The following is a 16,872-nucleotide window of genomic DNA, read 5'->3' on the forward strand; positions in this document are numbered from 1 at the left end:
GGTACATTGCCCGGTGAGCGTGATCATCTCGCGTCAGATGAACCCAACGCTTGGCTGCCCTCGCCCACCTGAACCCCCGGTTCAGGATGAGAGTCCGGTGGCATTCGCAGACACCTTCTTCCCCATGCCCCTGTCCACGCAATCCCACGCTGCAGCATCTCCGACAGGGCATCCCCCCGCCTTCCCTCTTCTCTTTCTACCCCTTTGCCTGACGTCGCGCCATGCTCGATCCCCTGCTGATTGTTGAACTCGGTGTCCTGGGCCTGGCCACAGGTTTTCTGGCGGGCCTACTGGGCATTGGCGGCGGGATGCTGCTGGTCCCGTTCTTGACCTACATCCTGGGCGCGCAAAAGGTCGCACCCGATCTGGCGGTGAAGATGGCGATTGCCACCTCGATGGCCACCATCATGTTCACGTCGATCTCCAGTGTGCGGGCCCACCACCAGCGCGGCGCCGTGCGCTGGGACATCGTCAAGCGGCTGGCGCCTGGCATCGTGCTCGGTGGTTTCATTGCGAGCCTGGGCGTGTTTGCGCTGCTCAAGGGTTCGTTCCTTGCCATCTTCTTCGCGTTGTTCGTGAGTTTTTCGGCCACACAGATGTTTCTGGACAAAAAACCCGCCCCCACGCGCCAGATGCCCGGTGGTGCAGGCCAGGTGGCGGCAGGTGGCGTGATCGGATTCCTGTCGGGCCTGGTGGGTGCTGGTGGCGGGTTCGTGAGCGTGCCATTCATGACCTGGTGCAACGTGCCCATCCACAACGCGGTAGCCACCAGTGCGGCGCTGGGTTTTCCCATCGCACTGGCCAACGTGGTGGGCTATGTGATCGGAGGGCAGAACGTGGAGGGATTGCCAACCGCCTCGCTGGGCTACATCTGGCTCCCCGCCCTGGCCGTGATAGCGACCTGCAGCGTGCTCACCGCGCCACTGGGCGCCAAAGCAGCACACAGCCTGCCAGTCAAGCAGCTCAAGCGTGTATTCGCATCGCTGTTGTTCGGACTGGCAGCGTACATGCTCTGGAAGGGCATCGCGGCGTTTTAAGCGTCTCTGGACCGACCTCCATGCTACGGAGGGGTGCCGTAGCACCAAGTTGCCTCAGTTCTGGACAGAACTGCGCCGGCCCCGCGCTTTCAAAGGCAAGGGCATGGCAAGCATGGCGCGAAACTCCTGGGCAGGAAGCCCTGGCGCGCAGAGAAATCCCTGGTAGTGGTCGCACTGCATCTGCAACAACACCGCCTGCTGGGTTTCTGTTTCCACCCCCTCTGCCACCACCTCAATGTGCATGGCACGCCCCATGCTGATGATGGCACTCACGATGGCCCGGTCTCCATCATCGTCGGGCAGGCCACGCACAAAGGACTGGTCGATCTTGAGCTTGTGGATCGGCAGCTTCTTCAGGTACGCCAGGCTGGAATACCCGGTGCCGAAATCGTCGATGGCGAGTCCAATGCCAAGCCCGGCGAGCACACGCAGGCGCTGCTCCATTTCCTGTGCATCCTGCAGCAGGATGGTTTCCGTCAGCTCCAGCTCCAGCAGCGTGGGCGGCAACTGGTGCACCGCCAGTAGCCGGGTGATGCGGTCCACGAAATCAGGCTGCCGGAACTCCAGCGCCGACACGTTCACCGAAATCATGATCGGCATGCCACTGTGCATCCACACCGCCGCCTCACGCACGGCCTGCTCCATGACCCACGCGCCCAGCGTCACGATGTAGCCAGACTCCTCCGCCAGGGGGATGAACTGCCCAGGCGATACTGCACCGAACTCCGGGTCGGTCCAGCGGATCAGCGCTTCGGCCCCCGTGATGCGCCCGGTGGCCATGTTGACCTGTGGTTGGTAGTGCACTGCCATGCGGTCAAGCCCCAGCGCCTGGCGCATCGCATGCTCCATCTGCATGCGAGACAGCAGATTGGCATTCATCTGCGGCTGGTAAAAGCCATAGCTACCCCGACCGCGCTCTTTGACACGGTACATGGCCGTGTCAGCCTGCTTGATGAGATCGTCCAGCGTCGCACCGTCCTGTGGGTACAGCGCCATGCCAATGCTGCACTGGATAGAGAAGCCCATGCCGTCAAGCATGAAGGGCTTGAGCATGTCGTCCAGGATGCGGCGCGCCACGCTCTCAGCCACCACGGCATCACCGCCATGCAGGTAGATGACAAATTCATCGCCACCCAGTCGACACAACATGTCCGTCTGGCGCAGGCAGGCCTGCAGGCGCTCGGCCACCAGTTGCAGCACGCGGTCACCGAAAGGGTGGCCGAGGGAGTCATTGATGATCTTGAAGCGGTCGAGATCCAGAAACAGGATGGCAAAGCCCGTGTCGCTCTGGCGCGCCCCCTGGATGGCAGTGTCCACACGCTGCGACAACAGCAGACGGTTGGGCAGGCCCGTGAGTACGTCGCTGTAGGCCAGCTCCTCAATGCGCTTCTGGGCGGCGTGCTGCAGCGTCAGATCCCGCATGAAGCCTATGCTCTGCACCAGACGCTCTTCGTCGTCGCGCAGCGCCACCCATGACAACTGCACTGCGCAATAGGTGCCGTTGTCACGGGGCAGCCACAGCTCGCCTTCCCAGAAACCCTCCTTGGCCCACCCCTGCAGCACCTGCTCCATGAAAGCCGCGTCCGACCCACCACCGAACAACGACGCCGCCAGGCATCCTTCAAACGATTTGGCAGACGGCCCCACCAGCCGCTCGCAGCCTGGGTTCATGCGCAAGACCCTGTGCTGGCTGTCGGCGATGAAGATGGCGTCCAGGCTGGACTCGAACACCCGTGCGGCCAGTCTCAGGCTGGCCTGTATCTCGGTCTGGCGGGTGATGTCCCGGTACGAATACACCCGCCCCACGGGCCGCCCCTGGCTGAACTGCGGCACGGTGCGCAACTCCAGCACCAAGCCATTTCGCAACACCAGAATGTCGGTGCTCTCCTGCATCGGCTCTCGGGCGATGGCAGCCAAACGCTCCGCATAGGCACGTGCGTCCTCAACCTGGGCCTCCATGTGCGCATAGACAGCCGCATCGTCGCGCCGCACCAGCAAATCGCGCGGAATATTCCACAGTTGCGCAAGCCGCTGATTGAAAGCCCGCACCCGGCCATCGAGGCTGCACACGAGCATGCCGTCAGCGGCAGAATCCAGCGTGGCGCGCAGCTCAGACAGCAAAGTTTCCAGCTCGCGCTCGGTCGATTCCTGGACACTGCGATCCAGCATGGTCAGCATGAAGACCGTGCCAGAAGCGACCTCTGCAGGAACGCGCGTCACCTGACGATTGACCGGAACCAGGGTGCCGTCAGCGCGCAAAAGGCTGGTGTGGGAATGAATGCCATCTGCAACCACCTGGGCCGACTCCCCCCAGAACGCCATGTCCTGCGGTGTGGAGGCCAGACGCAACACGGGCGTACCCACCATCTCGGCCACAGGCAAGCCCACCAGCCGCTGCGCGGCGGCATTCGCGTGAAGGATGAGCAGACTGGTCTCATCGACCAGCCAGACGGCCTCCTGTAATCCGTCGAGCCAGCCGTGGGACTGCGAAACGGTCACGACCCTGCCTCTTCGGGACCGGGGCTGACCGCACGCTCGAAAAAGTAACAGATACGCTGCCGCGGAGAGAGGTAGTCCAGCGCATCGCGCGGCAGTTGCGCAGGCTTGAGGCTGCGCCGGATACCCAGCTCGGGCACAGTTTCCAGGTCCAGAATAGGAGCCTCATCCTTGGGCACCCGGGAGTCATGGACGATGACCTTGGGCCGCAGCGGGCGCGAAGAGTTGACCGAGGCAACAATCGCATAGCGGTCGTTCACCAGCTGGACGATGGAGCCCGGCGGGTACACCCCCATCATGCGGATGAACGCCCCGAGCACCACGGAATCGAAGCGCGCCTTGAGCTGTGCAAAGATGACCGACAAAGCCTCGTGGGGTGTGAGCGCATCCACTCCATTGGCGGGATTGCACATGCGATCGTAGCGATTGACGAGGGCGAGCACCTGGCTCGCGCGCCCCAGATCGGACCCCGACAACCGCAGTGGAAACCCACTGCCATCGGCCATCTCATGGTGCCGAGCAACGGCGATAATCACAGGTTCGGGCAGCCCCATGCGCGTGGCCAGTGTCACGGACTCAGCCACATGGGTCTCGTAACGCGTACGCTCCATCGGAATCATGGAGGGCGTAGGTTGCCTGAGATTCGGCGGCAGCTTGAGCTTGCCCAGATCATGAATCAGCGCGGCAATGCCAAGGTCGTGCAGCTCGGCACTTTTCATGCCCAACGCACGGCCCAGCAGCAAAGAGATCACCATCACGTTGATCGGGTGCAGGGCATTGCGCTCGCCCACCCCTTCCGACAACAGCCGGATGACAGAATCACCGTTTTCCAGGAGTTCGGCCACGCAACCTGACACCAGCGTTTCGCCTTTGGTACGGGCCTGGTCGGGGTGCTCCGAGACGACACGCTCCAGCGCCTGGTATTGGCGCGTGGCCTCCCCAAACCGCTGATTGCAGGCCGCCAGCGTCCGGTTCTGGGCCTCCAGCAATTCACGCCTGCGCTGCGCCTCTGGGTCCACCGTGGCAGTAGCTGTCGCAGCCTCAGGTGCACTCGAAGACGATGCCTTCATTTCCGGCACACTCCAGGCTGCAGGCACGAGTTCCCTCAGTTCTGGATCGCTCTTTTTGGGAAAGTACCGCACCTCGGTGAGCCCCAGCTCACGCAAGGTGGCAATCTGCTCCGCTGCCGCCACACGAAAGCTGCTCACCGGGAACGGATGGTGCAACCAACCCACGTCGAGCTGGATGTACATGCCGACACGCAGTTGGCTGATGTCGATGAGGATGGAGGAGTTCACTTCAAGGCGTGTGAAACATGGCGACGTCAATGCCACCAATAGTTACACAGATTATCGCCAGATCGAGGGTATTGTCGAAGGAGTGCGCCTGCGCCGCAGCGGCATGGCAACACTTGCCTTTCTCACCAAGGGCAAGCGTTGATCACCCTTGTATAGACATGGATTTACGAGGCCTCCCGAACCCCGTCGCACCGCAGCTTGCAAATCGGGGAACTGCTGGCTAGCGGCACCACAACGACGGTTTGTAGATCAGGTCCATCCAGAGTGCCCAGCTGGCCACGGCGCACAGCAAACCTCCTGCGATGCGCGTTCCCCAGTCCGCACGTTTCGCATTGACCCCTGCTTTCAGCCGAATCCACACCAAGGGCCCGCCCACCAGCCACACACCACTGCCCAGGCCAAAAAGCGCCATGCTGAGCGCCCCTTCCAGAGGCCCTCCGCTCAGCGCAGCCACGAGCAGCGCTGAGTAGAGCAGGCCACAGGGCATCAAGGCCCAAAGCCCACCAGCAACCAGAACCCCGCCTGGTGCACTGACCAGAGGCCGCACACGCGCCCATACGGTACGGCCCGCCTGCTCTACCCACGGGGGCTGGCGCGCCTGGATCACCATCATCAAACCCCACGCCATCACCGCAACATGCATCAGGGTCCACGCAGGGCGAAATGCCACGGTTTGCTGGGTCAACCATGCCAGGCTGTCCATGGCCCATGCAGCCAAGCCACCCGCCACAGCGTACCCGGCCAAGCGGCCAGCATGAAAAGCGACGGCGCGCCGAATGACACCGCCACGGGGCACCCACTGCACTGTCTGCACCGTCGGGGGAGTTGCCTGTGGCTGCGCATCGCCACCGGCTGTGGACGCCATGCCCACACCGCCCTGCCCGATCAATGCCCCACAAGGCGCAGAACACATGGCCAAACAATGGGACCCGCCAACGAGCCCCATCAGCAAGGCGGTTGAGGCGACCGTAGCAATCATGAGGATCAGATGATGCGCGAAAAACGGGCGCGGTTGCGGTCAGCCTGCAGGTAACGGTCAAAGACCATGGCAATGCCACGCACAAAGAACCAGCCCATGGCAGTGACCTCGACCCCATCGGGCCGCACCACCACAAGCCCCTGCTCGGCCATGGTTTCCAGTTGCGCCAGCTCCGCAGAGAAGTAGTGGCGAAAGTCGATCAACCACGCTTGCTCCATGGGCTCAAACAACAGCTCGCCTTGGCACATCAAGGCCATGATGACCGCGCGGCGCACGAGATCGTCGCGCGTCAGGGCCAACCCACGAACGACGGGCAGGCGCCCCTGGTTCAGAAAATCGTAATACTCATCCAGGGTCTTGGCATTTTGGCTGTAGGTGGCTCCGACACGGCCAATCGCAGACACACCCAGGCCGATCAGGTCGCAATCAGGTTGCGTACTGTAGCCCTGGAAGTTGCGGTGCAGACGCCCCTGGCGCTTGGCGACTGCCAATGCATCCTCAGGCAATGCAAAGTGGTCCATGCCCACATACACGTACCCAGCATCCATGAAGGCGTCCAGCGAACGGGAGAGCATCGACACCTTGCCTGCAGCCGCTGGCAACTCGGCCGAAACAATACGGCGCTGAGGCTTGAAACGTTCTGGCAGATGGGCATACGCGTACAACGCGATACGGTCAGGCCGCAGCTGCGTAACCTGGGCCAGCGTGCGGTCAAACGACTCTGGCGTCTGCCGAGGCAGGCCGTAGATCAAATCCACATTGATGGATTCAAAACCCAGCGAACGTGCGGACTCCACCAGCGAAAACACCTGCTCGGCAGGCTGTATGCGGTGAACAGCCTTTTGAACCTCGGGATCGAAATCCTGCACCCCAAAGCTCAGTCGGTTGAACCCCAGTTCCGCCAGCACTGCAAGGCGGTCCGCATTGACGGTGCGAGGGTCCACCTCAATCGAATACTCCCCGCCCGGCGCCAACGAAAAGCTGCGTTTGAGCATGCCCATCAGCTCCCGCAAGCCCTCGTCCGATAAAAAAGTGGGCGTGCCACCACCCAGGTGAAGCTGGCTCACCACCTGCCCCGTGCCGCAGTGTGCTGTGTGCAAGTCAATCTCGCGGCTCAAATACCGCAAGTACACCTCTGCCCGATCATGGTGTTTGGTGATGATCTTGTTGCATGCGCAGTAGTAACACAGGGACTCGCAAAAGGGGATGTGCACGTACAAAGACAGCGGCAAGGCCTTCGTCATGGAGCCCAGCCTGCGCTGCTCCAAGGCAAGCGCGTAGTCGTCCTGCCCAAAGGCCTCGACGAAACGGTCAGCTGTTGGGTAAGAGGTATAACGGGGCCCTGGCACGTCGAAACGGCGCAGCAGCTCGGGCGAAACAGCGGTCATGGGCAAATTCCTTGCGTACACTTCGACTGTGCCGTAAGCTGCACTCCACGTCCTTGACCTGCATCAAGTGATGGGCCGGGACGAACAGCGACAATTTGATGCACATCAGTCGCCCACCCGCACCCAAAGGCCCAGCCTGTTAGGCATATGGGGCGATATGCTCAAACCTTACCCAGCCTCTGTGCCTATGAACCCGCTCACCATCAAAGTCGCCTGCTCCAACTGCAACCTGCGCGAGCTGTGCATGCCGGTGGGGCTGAGCGAGGAACAGCTGCAACGCATTGACGAGGTCGTTGCCGTTCGCCGCAAGATCAAACGCGGTGGAACCCTTTTCCGCAACGGCGAATCCTTCACCTCGCTCTATGCCATTCGAACCGGCTTCTTCAAAACATGTGTAGCCACCGAAGACGGGCGTGACCAGGTCACGGGTTTTCAGATGGCAGGCGAGATCATCGGCCTTGATGGCATCGTGAATGACCACCACACCTGCGATGCGGTGGCCCTGGAAGACGCGGAAGTCTGCGTCATGCCGTTTGACCGCATCGAAGAACTGTCCCGCGAAGTCACCGCATTGCAGCACCATGTGCACAAGATCATGAGCCGCGAGATTGTCCGCGAGCATGGCGTGATGCTGCTCCTGGGCAGCATGCGCGCTGAGGAGCGCCTGGCCGCGTTCCTGCTCAACCTGGTTCAGCGCCTGCACGCCCGGGGGTTCTCGCAGTCCGAGCTCGTGCTGCGCATGACCCGCGAAGAGATCGGTAGCTACCTGGGCCTCAAGCTCGAAACCGTGAGCCGCACCTTCTCCAAGTTCGTGGAAGAAGGCATTGTCGAGGTCAAGCAGCGCCATGTGCGCATCCTGGAGACCGAGGCCCTCAAGCGCATCGTGAACAACCAGCAAGCCTGCCACTGAACCTGCTGTCGTCTGCCATCCTGGCAGTCCTTACCACATTACCTTTGCCAATAGGTGGCACTACCGCTCAAGGGCACGATGATGTCTTGCGGCAGTCATCGGGACGCTCGCCTTCGGGAACCGGGCAACGGTTAAGTTCAAACGGTGACATGGCCAGCAGCGTGGTCAACGCGCTGGATGCCATCGTGATCATCCAGAACGCAAAAAAGGCCAGCGTGTACACGCCCTGCCGTGACAATGCCAACGGCTGCCCAAACCAGTGCAGGTCTTGCGGATCCACCATCGCAAAAACCAGCATTTCCATCACACCGGCCATCAAAAAGGCCGGCCAGGCAATCCACATCACGCGTTGCATCCACATTGGTTTGTCTCCTGGTAAGGCCGTGCAGGCATGCTGCCCGGCCAGGTGGGTTCAGCGCGGCTGGTCCTGGACCGGGGTGGCAGCGTGGTTGCGGCCCTTCATGGCTGGCAACAGGCTTTTTTCTGGGGTGGCCAGTGTCTTGTTGATCTCGATGCCCTGGCGGTAATAATCTTCCGCGACCACAGGGTCGGGGCGCGATATCGCGAGCCACAGGGTCACAAACCCTGCAATGATCACGATCACGGGACCGGCGATGATCAGCCACACATGGCCAAACCTCCACCAGGGTGCAGCGGCAGAAGGGGCAGTGCCGAGGGCGGAACTGGATGGCATGGTGCTTACTCCTCAAAAATTATCTTGCTCAAAGCAAGACCCGCGAAGGTCTTGCACCCGGGCGCGCGCTGCGTTATCGCGGCACCAGAAACACGGATTTCTCGCTCACATGGGCGTCCGCGCCCAAGGCCTGCACATCGAACTGCACGGCATGTGATCCTGAAGGGGCTGATCCATAGGGTATCTGCAGACGGACGGCCACCCACCGGGACTCCGCCGCACCGATGTCCACCTCGGCATCAGAAGCGACTTCCAGCCCTTCAAGGCCACGCACACTGATGCGATAGCGCTGGGGGCCTTCAGTGGCGTTCATGATCTGCAGGCGGTAGATGTTCTCCAGCTTTCCACCCGCCACGATGCGCGACAGCGCCGCCCGATCACGCACCACATCCACCTTCAAAGGCGTGCGTGTGACAAGGCTGGCCATCATGCCTACGCACAGGGCCACCAGAACCGCGCTGTATATCAGCACTCGTGGCCGCAGCACACGGCGCAGGATCTGCGACTGACTCCACCGTTTGGCCACGCCATTCTGCGTAGAAAACCGGATGAGCCCGCGCGGATACTGCATCTTGTCCATCACGGTATTGCAGGCGTCCACGCACAGGCCACAGCCGATGCATTCGTACTGCAAGCCCTTGCGAATGTCGATGCCCACAGGGCACACCTGCACACACAGCGAGCAGTCAATGCAATCGCCCAACCCCTGGGCCTTGTAGTCGATGTTCTTCTTGCGCGGCCCACGCTGCTCACCGCGTTCTGGGTCGTAGGTAACGATCAGCGTGTCCTTGTCGAACATGGCGCTCTGAAAGCGCGCATAGGGACACATGTATTTGCACACCTGTTCGCGCATATAGCCGGCATTGCCATAGGTGGCAAAGCCATAGAACAGTACCCAGAAAATCTGCCAGCCACCCTGCACCGCCAGCAGCTCTGCCCCGAGTTCGCGGATGGGCACGAAATAGCCCACGAACGTGAACCCCGTCCACAACGCCACGGCAATCCAGATGACCTGCTTAAAAAACTTCTTGCGAACCTTCTCGAAGGTCCAGGGCCCATTGTCCAGCCGAAGCCGTGCACTGCGATCACCTTCGATCTTGTGCTCGATCCACATGAACATTTCGGTGTAGACCGTTTGCGGGCACGCAAATCCACACCAAAGCCGCCCCGCCACCGCCGTAAACAGGAACAGCGACAACGCCGAGATAATGAGCAGGCCCGTGAGATAGATGAAATCCTGGGGGTACAGAACCAGGCCGAAGATGTAGAACCGCCGAGCCCCCAGGTCAAACAGCACCATCTGGCGCTGCCCCCATTCAAACCACGGCAGCCCGTAGAAAACGATCTGCGTGAGAAACACCATACCCCAGCGCCAACGCGCGAAGAGGCCACTGATGGAACGCGGGTAGATCTTCTTTTGCGCTTCGTACAGGGAAACAATCTCGCCCTGCGATGAGGCATCGGACGCAACCGGCGCTATCGGGATGACCTTGCGAGCAGGCTCGCTGGGTGGGTTCATGATGGTATCGGTCCGTTTGCTTCGTGGTTCTCAGTTTGCGCTGCCCCCTGGAGCAGTGCCTGGGCACTGCTCCAAATGGCCAAGGCTCAGCGTGCAGCGGCCTGGGTGCCGTTCGACAAGCCCCAGACATAGGCCGACAGCACACCGATCTGCGCTTCTGTCAGCTTGTCCGCCTGGGCGGGCATCTGGTTGACCTTGCCGTTGTTGACCATGGCAGTGATGGCCGCCTCGCCCCAGCCATGCAGCCAGATGTCGTCGGTCAGGTTGGGGGCACCCAGTGCCTGATTACCCTTGCCGTCCATTCCGTGGCAGGCTGCACACGCCGTGAACTTGGACTTGCCCAACGAAGCACGCAGCGAGTCATGCGGGCTGCCCGAAAGACTCAGCACATAGTGCGAGAGATTGCGCACATCTTCGGGGGAGCCCACTGCGGCAGCCATGGGAGGCATGTTGCCGATACGGCCCTTCTCGATGGTTTCACGGATCTTCTCGGGTGCACCGCCATGCAACCAATCGCCATCAGCCAGATTGGGGAAACCCTTGCTACCCCGGGCGTCCGAGCCATGGCACTGCGCGCAGTTGTTCATGAACAGGCGCTCGCCAATGGCCTGGGCCTGAGGATCCTTGGCAATGTCTTCCGGCTTCATCGAGGCAAACCGGGCATACAGCGGCTCCAGCTCGGCCTTGGCCTTGGCCATCTCAGCCTCGTATTCGCCCTTCTGTGTCCAGTTGAGCTTGCCGGAAAAGCTGCCCAGGCCTGGATAGGCGGCCAGGTAGCCCAGGCCGAAGATGATGGTGATGACAAACAGCCACACCCACCAGCGTGGCAGGGGGTTGTTCATCTCGACCAGGTCTTCGTCCCAGACGTGGCCGGTAGTGTTGTCGGACGTGGCCATCACCTTCTTGCGGCCTGCCATCCAAAGCAGAATGCCGCAGGCGATGATGCCGACCAGGGTCAGCGTGGTCACAAAGACCGACCAGAAATTGCTGGTGAAGTCACTCATGGGGTGTTCTCGTTCTGGTGAAGGTCAATCTTGCTCGAAAGGCAGCTGGGCGGCCTCGTCGAACCGGGCCTTGTTGCGGCCTCGATAGGCCCAGACCCAGATGCCAATGAAACAGGCCATTGAAGCCAGCGTGGCCACAATGCGCATGGTGGTGATGTCCATGGGGATATCTCCTTTACTTGAGCGCGCGGCCCATGACTTGCAGGTACGCAATCAGCGCTTCCATCTCCGTCTTGCCCTTGACATCAGCGGCAGACGCAGCGATCTGTTCGTCGGTGTACGGCACACCCACAGTGCGCAGGGCCTTCATGCGCGGCGCCACGCTGGCGGGGTCCACGGCGTTCTTCTCCAGCCAAGGGTAGGCAGGCATGTTCGATTCGGGCACCACATCACGCGGGTTGTTCAGGTGGATGCGGTGCCATTCGTCGCTGTACTTGCCTCCCACGCGGTGCAGGTCGGGGCCTGTGCGCTTGCTGCCCCACTGGAAGGGGTGGTCGTACACAAACTCACCCGCCACCGAATAGTGCCCATAGCGCAGGGTTTCAGCGCGGAAGGGGCGGATCATCTGCGAGTGGCAGTTGTAGCAACCTTCACGGATGTAGACGTCGCGGCCCACCAGTTGCATGGCGCTGTAAGGCTCCACGCCCTTGACCGCCTCGGTTGTGGACTTCTGGAAGAACAGTGGCACGATCTCTACCAGGCCGCCGATGGCGATGACCAGGAGGATCAGCACGATCATCAGGAAGTTGTTGGTTTCCACCTTTTCATGGGAGAAGCCGGTCGAATTCGATGGGTTGTTGTTAGACATGAGTTATCTCCTTCGGCTCAGGCGTGGGCCGCATTCACGGCAGGAATCGCCACCTTGACCGAACGGCCCGAGATCGCTGTCATCCACACGTTCCAGGCCATGACCAACATGCCACCCAGATACAGCAGGCCACCGGCCACGCGGATCACATAGAACGGATAGGTCGCCTTCACGCTTTCCACAAAGGTGTAGGTCAGCGTGCCGTCGGGGTTGATGGCGCGCCACATCAGGCCTTGCATCACACCGGCAATCCACATCGCGGCGATGTACAGCACGATGCCGATGGTGGCCATCCAGAAGTGCAGCTCAATGGCCTTGATGGAGTGCATCTTTTCGCGGCCAAACAGTCGGGGCACCAGGTAGTACAGCGAGCCCATCGAGATCAGACCCACCCAGCCCAACGCGCCAGAGTGCACGTGGCCCACGGTCCAGTCGGTGTAGTGGCTCAGGGCGTTGACGGTCTTGATGGACATCATCGGACCTTCGAACGTGGACATGCCGTAGAACGACAGCGACACGATCAGGAAACGCAGGATGGGGTCGTCACGCAGCTTGTGCCATGCGCCCGACAGGGTCATGATGCCGTTGATCATCCCGCCCCAGCTGGGTGCCAGCAGGATCAGCGAGAACACCATGCCCACCGATTGCGTCCAGTCAGGCAGCGCGGTGTAGTGCAGGTGGTGAGGGCCGGCCCACATGTAGGTGAAGATCAAGGCCCAGAAGTGCACGATCGACAGGCGATACGAATACACGGGTCGTCCCGCCTGCTTGGGGATGAAGTAGTACATCATGCCCAGGAAGCCTGCGGTCAGGAAGAAGCCCACGGCGTTGTGGCCATACCACCACTGCACCATGGCATCCTGCACACCGGCGTAGGCCGAGTAGCTCTTCATGAGGTCAGCCGGGATCGCAGCGCTGTTGACCACGTGCAGCAATGCCACAGCCAGGATGAACGCGCCAAAGAACCAGTTGGCCACATAGATGTGCTTGACCTTGCGCACACCGATGGTGCCAAAGAACACGATGGCATAGGACACCCATACCAGCGTGATCAGGATGTCAATCGGCCATTCGAGTTCAGCGTATTCCTTGCCCTGGGTGTAGCCCATTGGCAGGCTGATGACGGCCCCGGCAATGACCAGCACCCATCCCCAGAAGGTGAAGGCCGCCAGGGGCCCGGCAAACAGGCGAACCTGGCAGGTGCGTTGCACCACGTAGTAACTGGTGGCGAACAGCGCACTGCCACCAAACCCAAAGATCACCGCATTGGTGTGCAAGGGTCGCAAGCGGCCATAACTGAGCCACGGAATGCCAAAGTTGAGTTCAGGCCAGGCAAGCTGGGCGGCGATGATGACGCCCACCAGCATGCCAACCACCCCCACAACCACGGCCAGGATAGAAAACTGCCGCACCACTGTATCGTTGTAGTGCGCAGCATTTGTTTTTGGAGAATCCATCGGGCACCTCTTTGTAATGCAGTAAGAGTTTGTTGCAGTCAGCTTTTTTGGGCATTGACACAAGTCAACCGTCTCGGAGAATCCGCTCTCCCTCTTGCTCGACACTCTCGAACTGGCCGTGGTAGACCGCCCACCACAGGCCCGCCAGAATCATCAGCACCAGCACCACGGACAGTGGAATCAGCAGATAAAGAATGTCCATCAGGCAGCCTCCAGCCAGCTTGTTTTTGAGATATCAATCGGCACAGCGCCCTGTTGTGGCCGCAGGTCTTCGCCTTGCGCAGGCAAAGCCGGCAGGTCGCGCGCAAGGCGCGCGGCGTTGAGCACCACCAGCAACGAGCTGAGCGCCATGCCCAGCCCGGCCAACCAGGCTGGCATCCAGCCCACCACCGCCAGCGGAACACACAACGCGTTGTAGCCCGCAGCCCACCACAGGTTCTGGCGCACCACACGCAAGGTACGGCGCGCCAGCAGCACGGTCTGTGGCACCAGCGCCAGGCTGTCGCCCAGCACCACAAAATCGGCCTGCGACTGCGCCAGCGGCACCGCACGGCCAAATGCAAACGACACATGGGCCCCTGCCAGCACCGGGCCATCGTTCAGCCCATCGCCCACCATGGCCACCTGGTGGCCACCGGCCTGCAAGGACTGCAACGCAGCCAGCTTGCCCTGGGGCGTGCACTCGCCCGCCGCCTGGGCAATGCCCGCTTGCGCCGCCACACGTTGCACCGCGCCCACGCGGTCGCCCGACAGCAGTTGCACCGCCACGCCGCCCTGCTCCAACGCAGCCACTACAGCGGGTGCCTCTGTGCGCAGGTCCTCCACCAGATCGAAACGGGCCAGCTCGGACACTGCGCCGCTGACATGCTGCTCCGACAGCACCACCTGCAGCGCCGACCCCGCTTCTTCAGGCGCCACGCCGGCATGGTGCGCAGACCCCAGCCGGACCTGGCGCGCGGGCTGTCCGGCCCCCAATCTGTCGTGCACCCTGGCCACCAGGCCCTGCCCGGCTTCTTCCTGCAGATCGGTCACCGCCCAGCGACCATCATCCAGCGCAGCAGCCGCAGCTACCACGGCTCGCGATGCAGGATGCATCGAGTGGCGCGCCAGAGACGCCGCCATAGCCAACACCTCTTCCGTGCTCCATCCATGGGCGGTGTGTACGGCCTGCAAGGCCATGCCGTCCCGCGTGAGCGTGCCGGTCTTGTCGAACACCACGGTGTCCACATGGGCCAGCGCCTCCAGCCCCTGCAGGTTGCGCACCAGCACACCATGGCGCGCCAGCGTGCCAGCGGCGGTGAGCATGGCCACCGGCGTGGCCAGCGACAGCGCGCAGGGGCAGGTGACGATGAGCACAGCCACCGCCACCATCAAGGCATGCCCCGGGTCGGACGGCCACCAGTACACCGCAGCCAGGCCCGCTGCCACGAGCACCGCCACCAGAAACGGCCGCGCAATGCGATCCGCCAATTGGGCAAGGCGTGGCTTTTGCAGCGACGCGCTTTCCATCAGCGCCACGATCTGCGCAAAGCGGGTCTGCCCGCCCGTGCCTTCCACATGCACCTCCACCGGCGCCTGCAGGTTGTAGCTGCCCGCCGTGACCGTGCTGCCCACGGGGCGCGCCACGGGGGTGGACTCGCCCGTCAGCAGGGATTCATCGGCGTGCGTGCTGCCCAGCGTAATGCGCCCATCGGCCGGAAACGCCTCGCCCGGCAGCACACGAATGGTGTCTCCCGCCACCACACGGCGCGTGGCCACGCGCACAAAGCTGCCATCGGCAGTGCGCCGCTCCACGCTGTCGGGCAGGCGGTTCATCACAGCTTCCAGCGCACCGGCAGTGCGGTCGCGCAGGCGCAGCTCCAGCCAGCGGCCCGTGAGCAGGAAGAAAACAAACATCGTCAGCGAGTCGTAGTACACCTCCTTGCCAAAGATGCCTGCAGGGTCGAAGGTGCCCGCCGTGCTCACCACAAAGGTAATGGCCATGCCCAGCGCCACGGGCAGGTCCATGCTGACGCGGCGCAGGCGAATATCGCGCAGCGCACTGCTGAAGAACGGCCCACACGAGAACACCACCATGGGCAGCGTGATGACCCACGAGGCCCAGCGCAGCAACTGCTCCATCTCGCCCGTCAGGTCGCCAGGTTGCGCCACGTACGCGGGCCACGCGTACATCATCACCTGCATCATGCAAAAGCCTGCCACCAGCCAGCGCCACAGCGCGCGGCGGTTCTCACGCTGGCGCTGCTCGCGCGCAAAGGCATCCATGGCGGGCATGGCGCGGTAGCCTGCCTTGTGCACAGCGTCCATCCACTGCGAGGGCTGCACCTGGGAGGGCTGCCACACCACGCGCGCACGGCGCGTGGCAGCGCTCACATCCGCCTGCAGCACGCCGGGCACGCTGCGCAGGGCATCTTCGATGGTGAGGGCACAGGCCGCGCAGTGCATGCCGTCCAGCACCACCTGGGAGTCCCAGGCACAGCTGGCGGGATCTTCGGCAGCCTGGCCCGTTGGCCCCACAGGCCGACCGAACGCCGACCACTCCTGCGGGTCGTCCAGCAGCACGGCGTGCGCGGCAGGCTCCGCATTGGAAACAGCATCGGGCGGATGTGCCGGGGAGGAGGCCGGCGCACCGGGTCGAAACATTGACATGGTTCAAGCCTATCGTTCGGGCATGACAGGTACATTGACCTGCATCAAGTCCCAGAACATGATTCATCCTAAGCTTGTTCCATCACTTTGAGGAGACCTTTATGTACAAACGCATCCTGATCGCAACGGACGGCTCACCCCTTTCCGACAAGGCCGTGGAACACGGACTGTCGCTGGCCGCGCTCACCGGCGCCTCTGCCGTGGCCCTCAAGGTGGTGCCCCGCTACCCCCGCAGTTACTTCGAGGGCGGCATGCCCGTCGATACCAACGACGTCAAGCGCATCGAAACCCAATGGGGCGATGCGGCACAGGCCATGGTCGATGGCGTGAAGGCCCAAGGCGACGCCCAAGGCGTGGCAGTCAAGGCCGTCATCGCCAAGTCCGACCTCGTGGCCGAAGCCATCATCTCGGCCGCCAAGAAGCACAAGTGCGACTTGATCGTGATGGCATCGCACGGCCGCAAGGGTCTCAAGCGCCTGCTGCTGGGCAGCGAGACGCAGCATGTGCTGACGCACTCGCACATCCCTGTGCTTGTGCTGCGTTAAGCACGAATTCAAGCATAAAAACAGGCTCTAGCGCTTATCCATAAAGCGCTAAAAGCTATTAAATACATAGCAAAACACCGAGAAGGCT

Annotated in this window: 17 protein-coding genes; 4 read left to right on the forward strand and 13 right to left on the reverse strand. The window is 62.1% G+C overall.

The genetic code is table 11. The features are described 5' to 3' along the window. The first annotated feature begins 221 nt into the window (after positions 1-221). Entirely contained in the window at positions 222-1,037 is an 816-nt protein-coding gene (locus AC2YJX_RS14615) for a sulfite exporter TauE/SafE family protein (RefSeq protein WP_055395215.1), read from the forward strand. A gap of 54 nt (positions 1,038-1,091) precedes the next feature. On the opposite strand, the gene AC2YJX_RS14620 is transcribed toward AC2YJX_RS14615, so the two are convergent. Both AC2YJX_RS14620 and AC2YJX_RS14625 read right to left on the reverse strand, forming a co-directional pair. Then, complete coding sequence (locus tag AC2YJX_RS14620; protein WP_487256428.1) at positions 1,092-3,536, reverse strand: EAL domain-containing protein; 2,445 nt, start codon at positions 3,534-3,536, stop codon at positions 1,092-1,094. Beyond that, positions 3,533-4,831 carry an HD-GYP domain-containing protein gene (locus AC2YJX_RS14625; RefSeq protein WP_487256429.1) on the reverse strand — a complete coding sequence of 433 codons (1,299 nt, stop codon included), beginning with the start codon at positions 4,829-4,831 and terminating at the stop codon, positions 3,533-3,535. The genes AC2YJX_RS14620 and AC2YJX_RS14625 overlap by 4 nt, the downstream gene beginning before the upstream one ends. Positions 4,832-4,841: 10 nt before the next feature. Between AC2YJX_RS14625 and AC2YJX_RS14630 the strand changes: the two genes are divergently transcribed. Then, a complete protein-coding gene (locus AC2YJX_RS14630) occupies positions 4,842-4,973 on the forward strand; it encodes a hypothetical protein (protein ID WP_487256430.1) in 132 nt (43 codons plus the stop codon). A gap of 78 nt (positions 4,974-5,051) precedes the next feature. Here the strand turns inward: AC2YJX_RS14630 and AC2YJX_RS14635 are convergent, their stop codons facing one another. Both AC2YJX_RS14635 and hemN read right to left on the reverse strand, forming a co-directional pair. Next, complete coding sequence (locus tag AC2YJX_RS14635) at positions 5,052-5,810, reverse strand: sulfite exporter TauE/SafE family protein (protein WP_487256431.1); 759 nt, start codon at positions 5,808-5,810, stop codon at positions 5,052-5,054. A 5-nt stretch (positions 5,811-5,815) separates the two neighbouring features. After that, positions 5,816-7,198, reverse strand: a complete 1,383-nt coding sequence (gene hemN / locus AC2YJX_RS14640) for an oxygen-independent coproporphyrinogen III oxidase (protein ID WP_055395207.1) — start codon at positions 7,196-7,198, stop codon at positions 5,816-5,818. Between the two features lie 187 nt (positions 7,199-7,385). On the opposite strand from hemN, the gene fnr reads away from it, so the two are divergent. After that, the gene (fnr, locus tag AC2YJX_RS14645) at positions 7,386-8,108 is read left to right on the forward strand and encodes a fumarate/nitrate reduction transcriptional regulator Fnr (RefSeq protein WP_218299410.1); all 723 of its coding nucleotides are present in this window, start codon (positions 7,386-7,388) and stop codon (positions 8,106-8,108) included. A 67-nt stretch (positions 8,109-8,175) separates the two neighbouring features. Here fnr and AC2YJX_RS14650 read toward each other — a convergent pair whose 3' ends face one another. From AC2YJX_RS14650 to AC2YJX_RS14690, 9 genes are all read right to left on the reverse strand, one after another. Next, on the reverse strand, positions 8,176-8,469 hold the full coding sequence (locus AC2YJX_RS14650) for a hypothetical protein (RefSeq protein ID WP_055395203.1): 294 nt from the start codon (positions 8,467-8,469) through the stop codon (positions 8,176-8,178). A gap of 51 nt (positions 8,470-8,520) precedes the next feature. After that, entirely contained in the window at positions 8,521-8,802 is a 282-nt protein-coding gene (locus AC2YJX_RS14655) for a FixH family protein (protein ID WP_055395201.1), read from the reverse strand. Between the two features lie 73 nt (positions 8,803-8,875). Next, positions 8,876-10,321, reverse strand: coding sequence for a cytochrome c oxidase accessory protein CcoG (gene ccoG, locus AC2YJX_RS14660; protein WP_055395199.1), 1,446 nt, complete (start codon positions 10,319-10,321; stop codon positions 8,876-8,878). Positions 10,322-10,407: 86 nt separating this feature from the next. Then, a complete protein-coding gene (ccoP, locus tag AC2YJX_RS14665; protein ID WP_055395196.1) occupies positions 10,408-11,325 on the reverse strand; it encodes a cytochrome-c oxidase, cbb3-type subunit III in 918 nt (305 codons plus the stop codon). Between the two features lie 24 nt (positions 11,326-11,349). Continuing rightward, positions 11,350-11,487, reverse strand: a complete 138-nt coding sequence (locus AC2YJX_RS14670) for a cbb3-type cytochrome oxidase subunit 3 (RefSeq protein ID WP_055395194.1) — start codon at positions 11,485-11,487, stop codon at positions 11,350-11,352. A 13-nt stretch (positions 11,488-11,500) separates the two neighbouring features. Further along, positions 11,501-12,133: a cytochrome-c oxidase, cbb3-type subunit II gene (gene ccoO / locus AC2YJX_RS14675; protein WP_487256432.1), complete on the reverse strand. Its 633-nt coding sequence runs from the start codon at positions 12,131-12,133 to the stop codon at positions 11,501-11,503. 17 nt (positions 12,134-12,150) lie between these two features. Next, positions 12,151-13,590, reverse strand: a complete 1,440-nt coding sequence (gene ccoN, locus AC2YJX_RS14680) for a cytochrome-c oxidase, cbb3-type subunit I (RefSeq protein ID WP_055395190.1) — start codon at positions 13,588-13,590, stop codon at positions 12,151-12,153. A 64-nt stretch (positions 13,591-13,654) separates the two neighbouring features. Then, positions 13,655-13,792, reverse strand: coding sequence for a cbb3-type cytochrome oxidase assembly protein CcoS (gene ccoS / locus AC2YJX_RS14685; RefSeq protein WP_008906189.1), 138 nt, complete (start codon positions 13,790-13,792; stop codon positions 13,655-13,657). Beyond that, positions 13,792-16,233, reverse strand: coding sequence for a heavy metal translocating P-type ATPase (locus AC2YJX_RS14690; protein ID WP_233573565.1), 2,442 nt, complete (start codon positions 16,231-16,233; stop codon positions 13,792-13,794). Before AC2YJX_RS14690 ends, ccoS begins: the two co-directional genes overlap by 1 nt. Positions 16,234-16,340: 107 nt before the next feature. Here AC2YJX_RS14690 and AC2YJX_RS14695 point away from each other — a divergent pair, with 107 nt between their 5' ends. Continuing rightward, positions 16,341-16,784, forward strand: coding sequence for a universal stress protein (locus tag AC2YJX_RS14695; protein ID WP_055395188.1), 444 nt, complete (start codon positions 16,341-16,343; stop codon positions 16,782-16,784). Positions 16,785-16,872: the final 88 nt, after the last annotated feature.

Source organism: Acidovorax sp. SRI_002 (assembly GCF_057586455.1).

Bases quoted from the DNA above. Each gene is read 5' to 3' on its own strand.
- AC2YJX_RS14615 (WP_055395215.1), top strand. From the start codon at position 222: ATGCTCGATCCCCTGCTGATTGTTGAACTCGGTGTCCTGGGCCTGGCC.
- AC2YJX_RS14635 (WP_487256431.1), bottom strand. From the start codon at position 5,810: ATGATTGCTACGGTCGCCTCAACCGCCTTGCTGATGGGGCTCGTTGGC.
- hemN (WP_055395207.1), bottom strand. From the start codon at position 7,198: ATGACCGCTGTTTCGCCCGAGCTGCTGCGCCGTTTCGACGTGCCAGGG.
- fnr (WP_218299410.1), top strand. From the start codon at position 7,386: ATGAACCCGCTCACCATCAAAGTCGCCTGCTCCAACTGCAACCTGCGC.
- AC2YJX_RS14650 (WP_055395203.1), bottom strand. From the start codon at position 8,469: ATGTGGATGCAACGCGTGATGTGGATTGCCTGGCCGGCCTTTTTGATG.
- AC2YJX_RS14655 (WP_055395201.1), bottom strand. From the start codon at position 8,802: ATGCCATCCAGTTCCGCCCTCGGCACTGCCCCTTCTGCCGCTGCACCC.
- ccoG (WP_055395199.1), bottom strand. From the start codon at position 10,321: ATGAACCCACCCAGCGAGCCTGCTCGCAAGGTCATCCCGATAGCGCCG.
- ccoP (WP_055395196.1), bottom strand. From the start codon at position 11,325: ATGAGTGACTTCACCAGCAATTTCTGGTCGGTCTTTGTGACCACGCTG.
- AC2YJX_RS14670 (WP_055395194.1), bottom strand. From the start codon at position 11,487: ATGGACATCACCACCATGCGCATTGTGGCCACGCTGGCTTCAATGGCC.
- ccoO (WP_487256432.1), bottom strand. From the start codon at position 12,133: ATGTCTAACAACAACCCATCGAATTCGACCGGCTTCTCCCATGAAAAG.
- ccoN (WP_055395190.1), bottom strand. From the start codon at position 13,590: ATGGATTCTCCAAAAACAAATGCTGCGCACTACAACGATACAGTGGTG.
- ccoS (WP_008906189.1), bottom strand. From the start codon at position 13,792: ATGGACATTCTTTATCTGCTGATTCCACTGTCCGTGGTGCTGGTGCTG.
- AC2YJX_RS14690 (WP_233573565.1), bottom strand. From the start codon at position 16,233: ATGTTTCGACCCGGTGCGCCGGCCTCCTCCCCGGCACATCCGCCCGAT.
- AC2YJX_RS14695 (WP_055395188.1), top strand. From the start codon at position 16,341: ATGTACAAACGCATCCTGATCGCAACGGACGGCTCACCCCTTTCCGAC.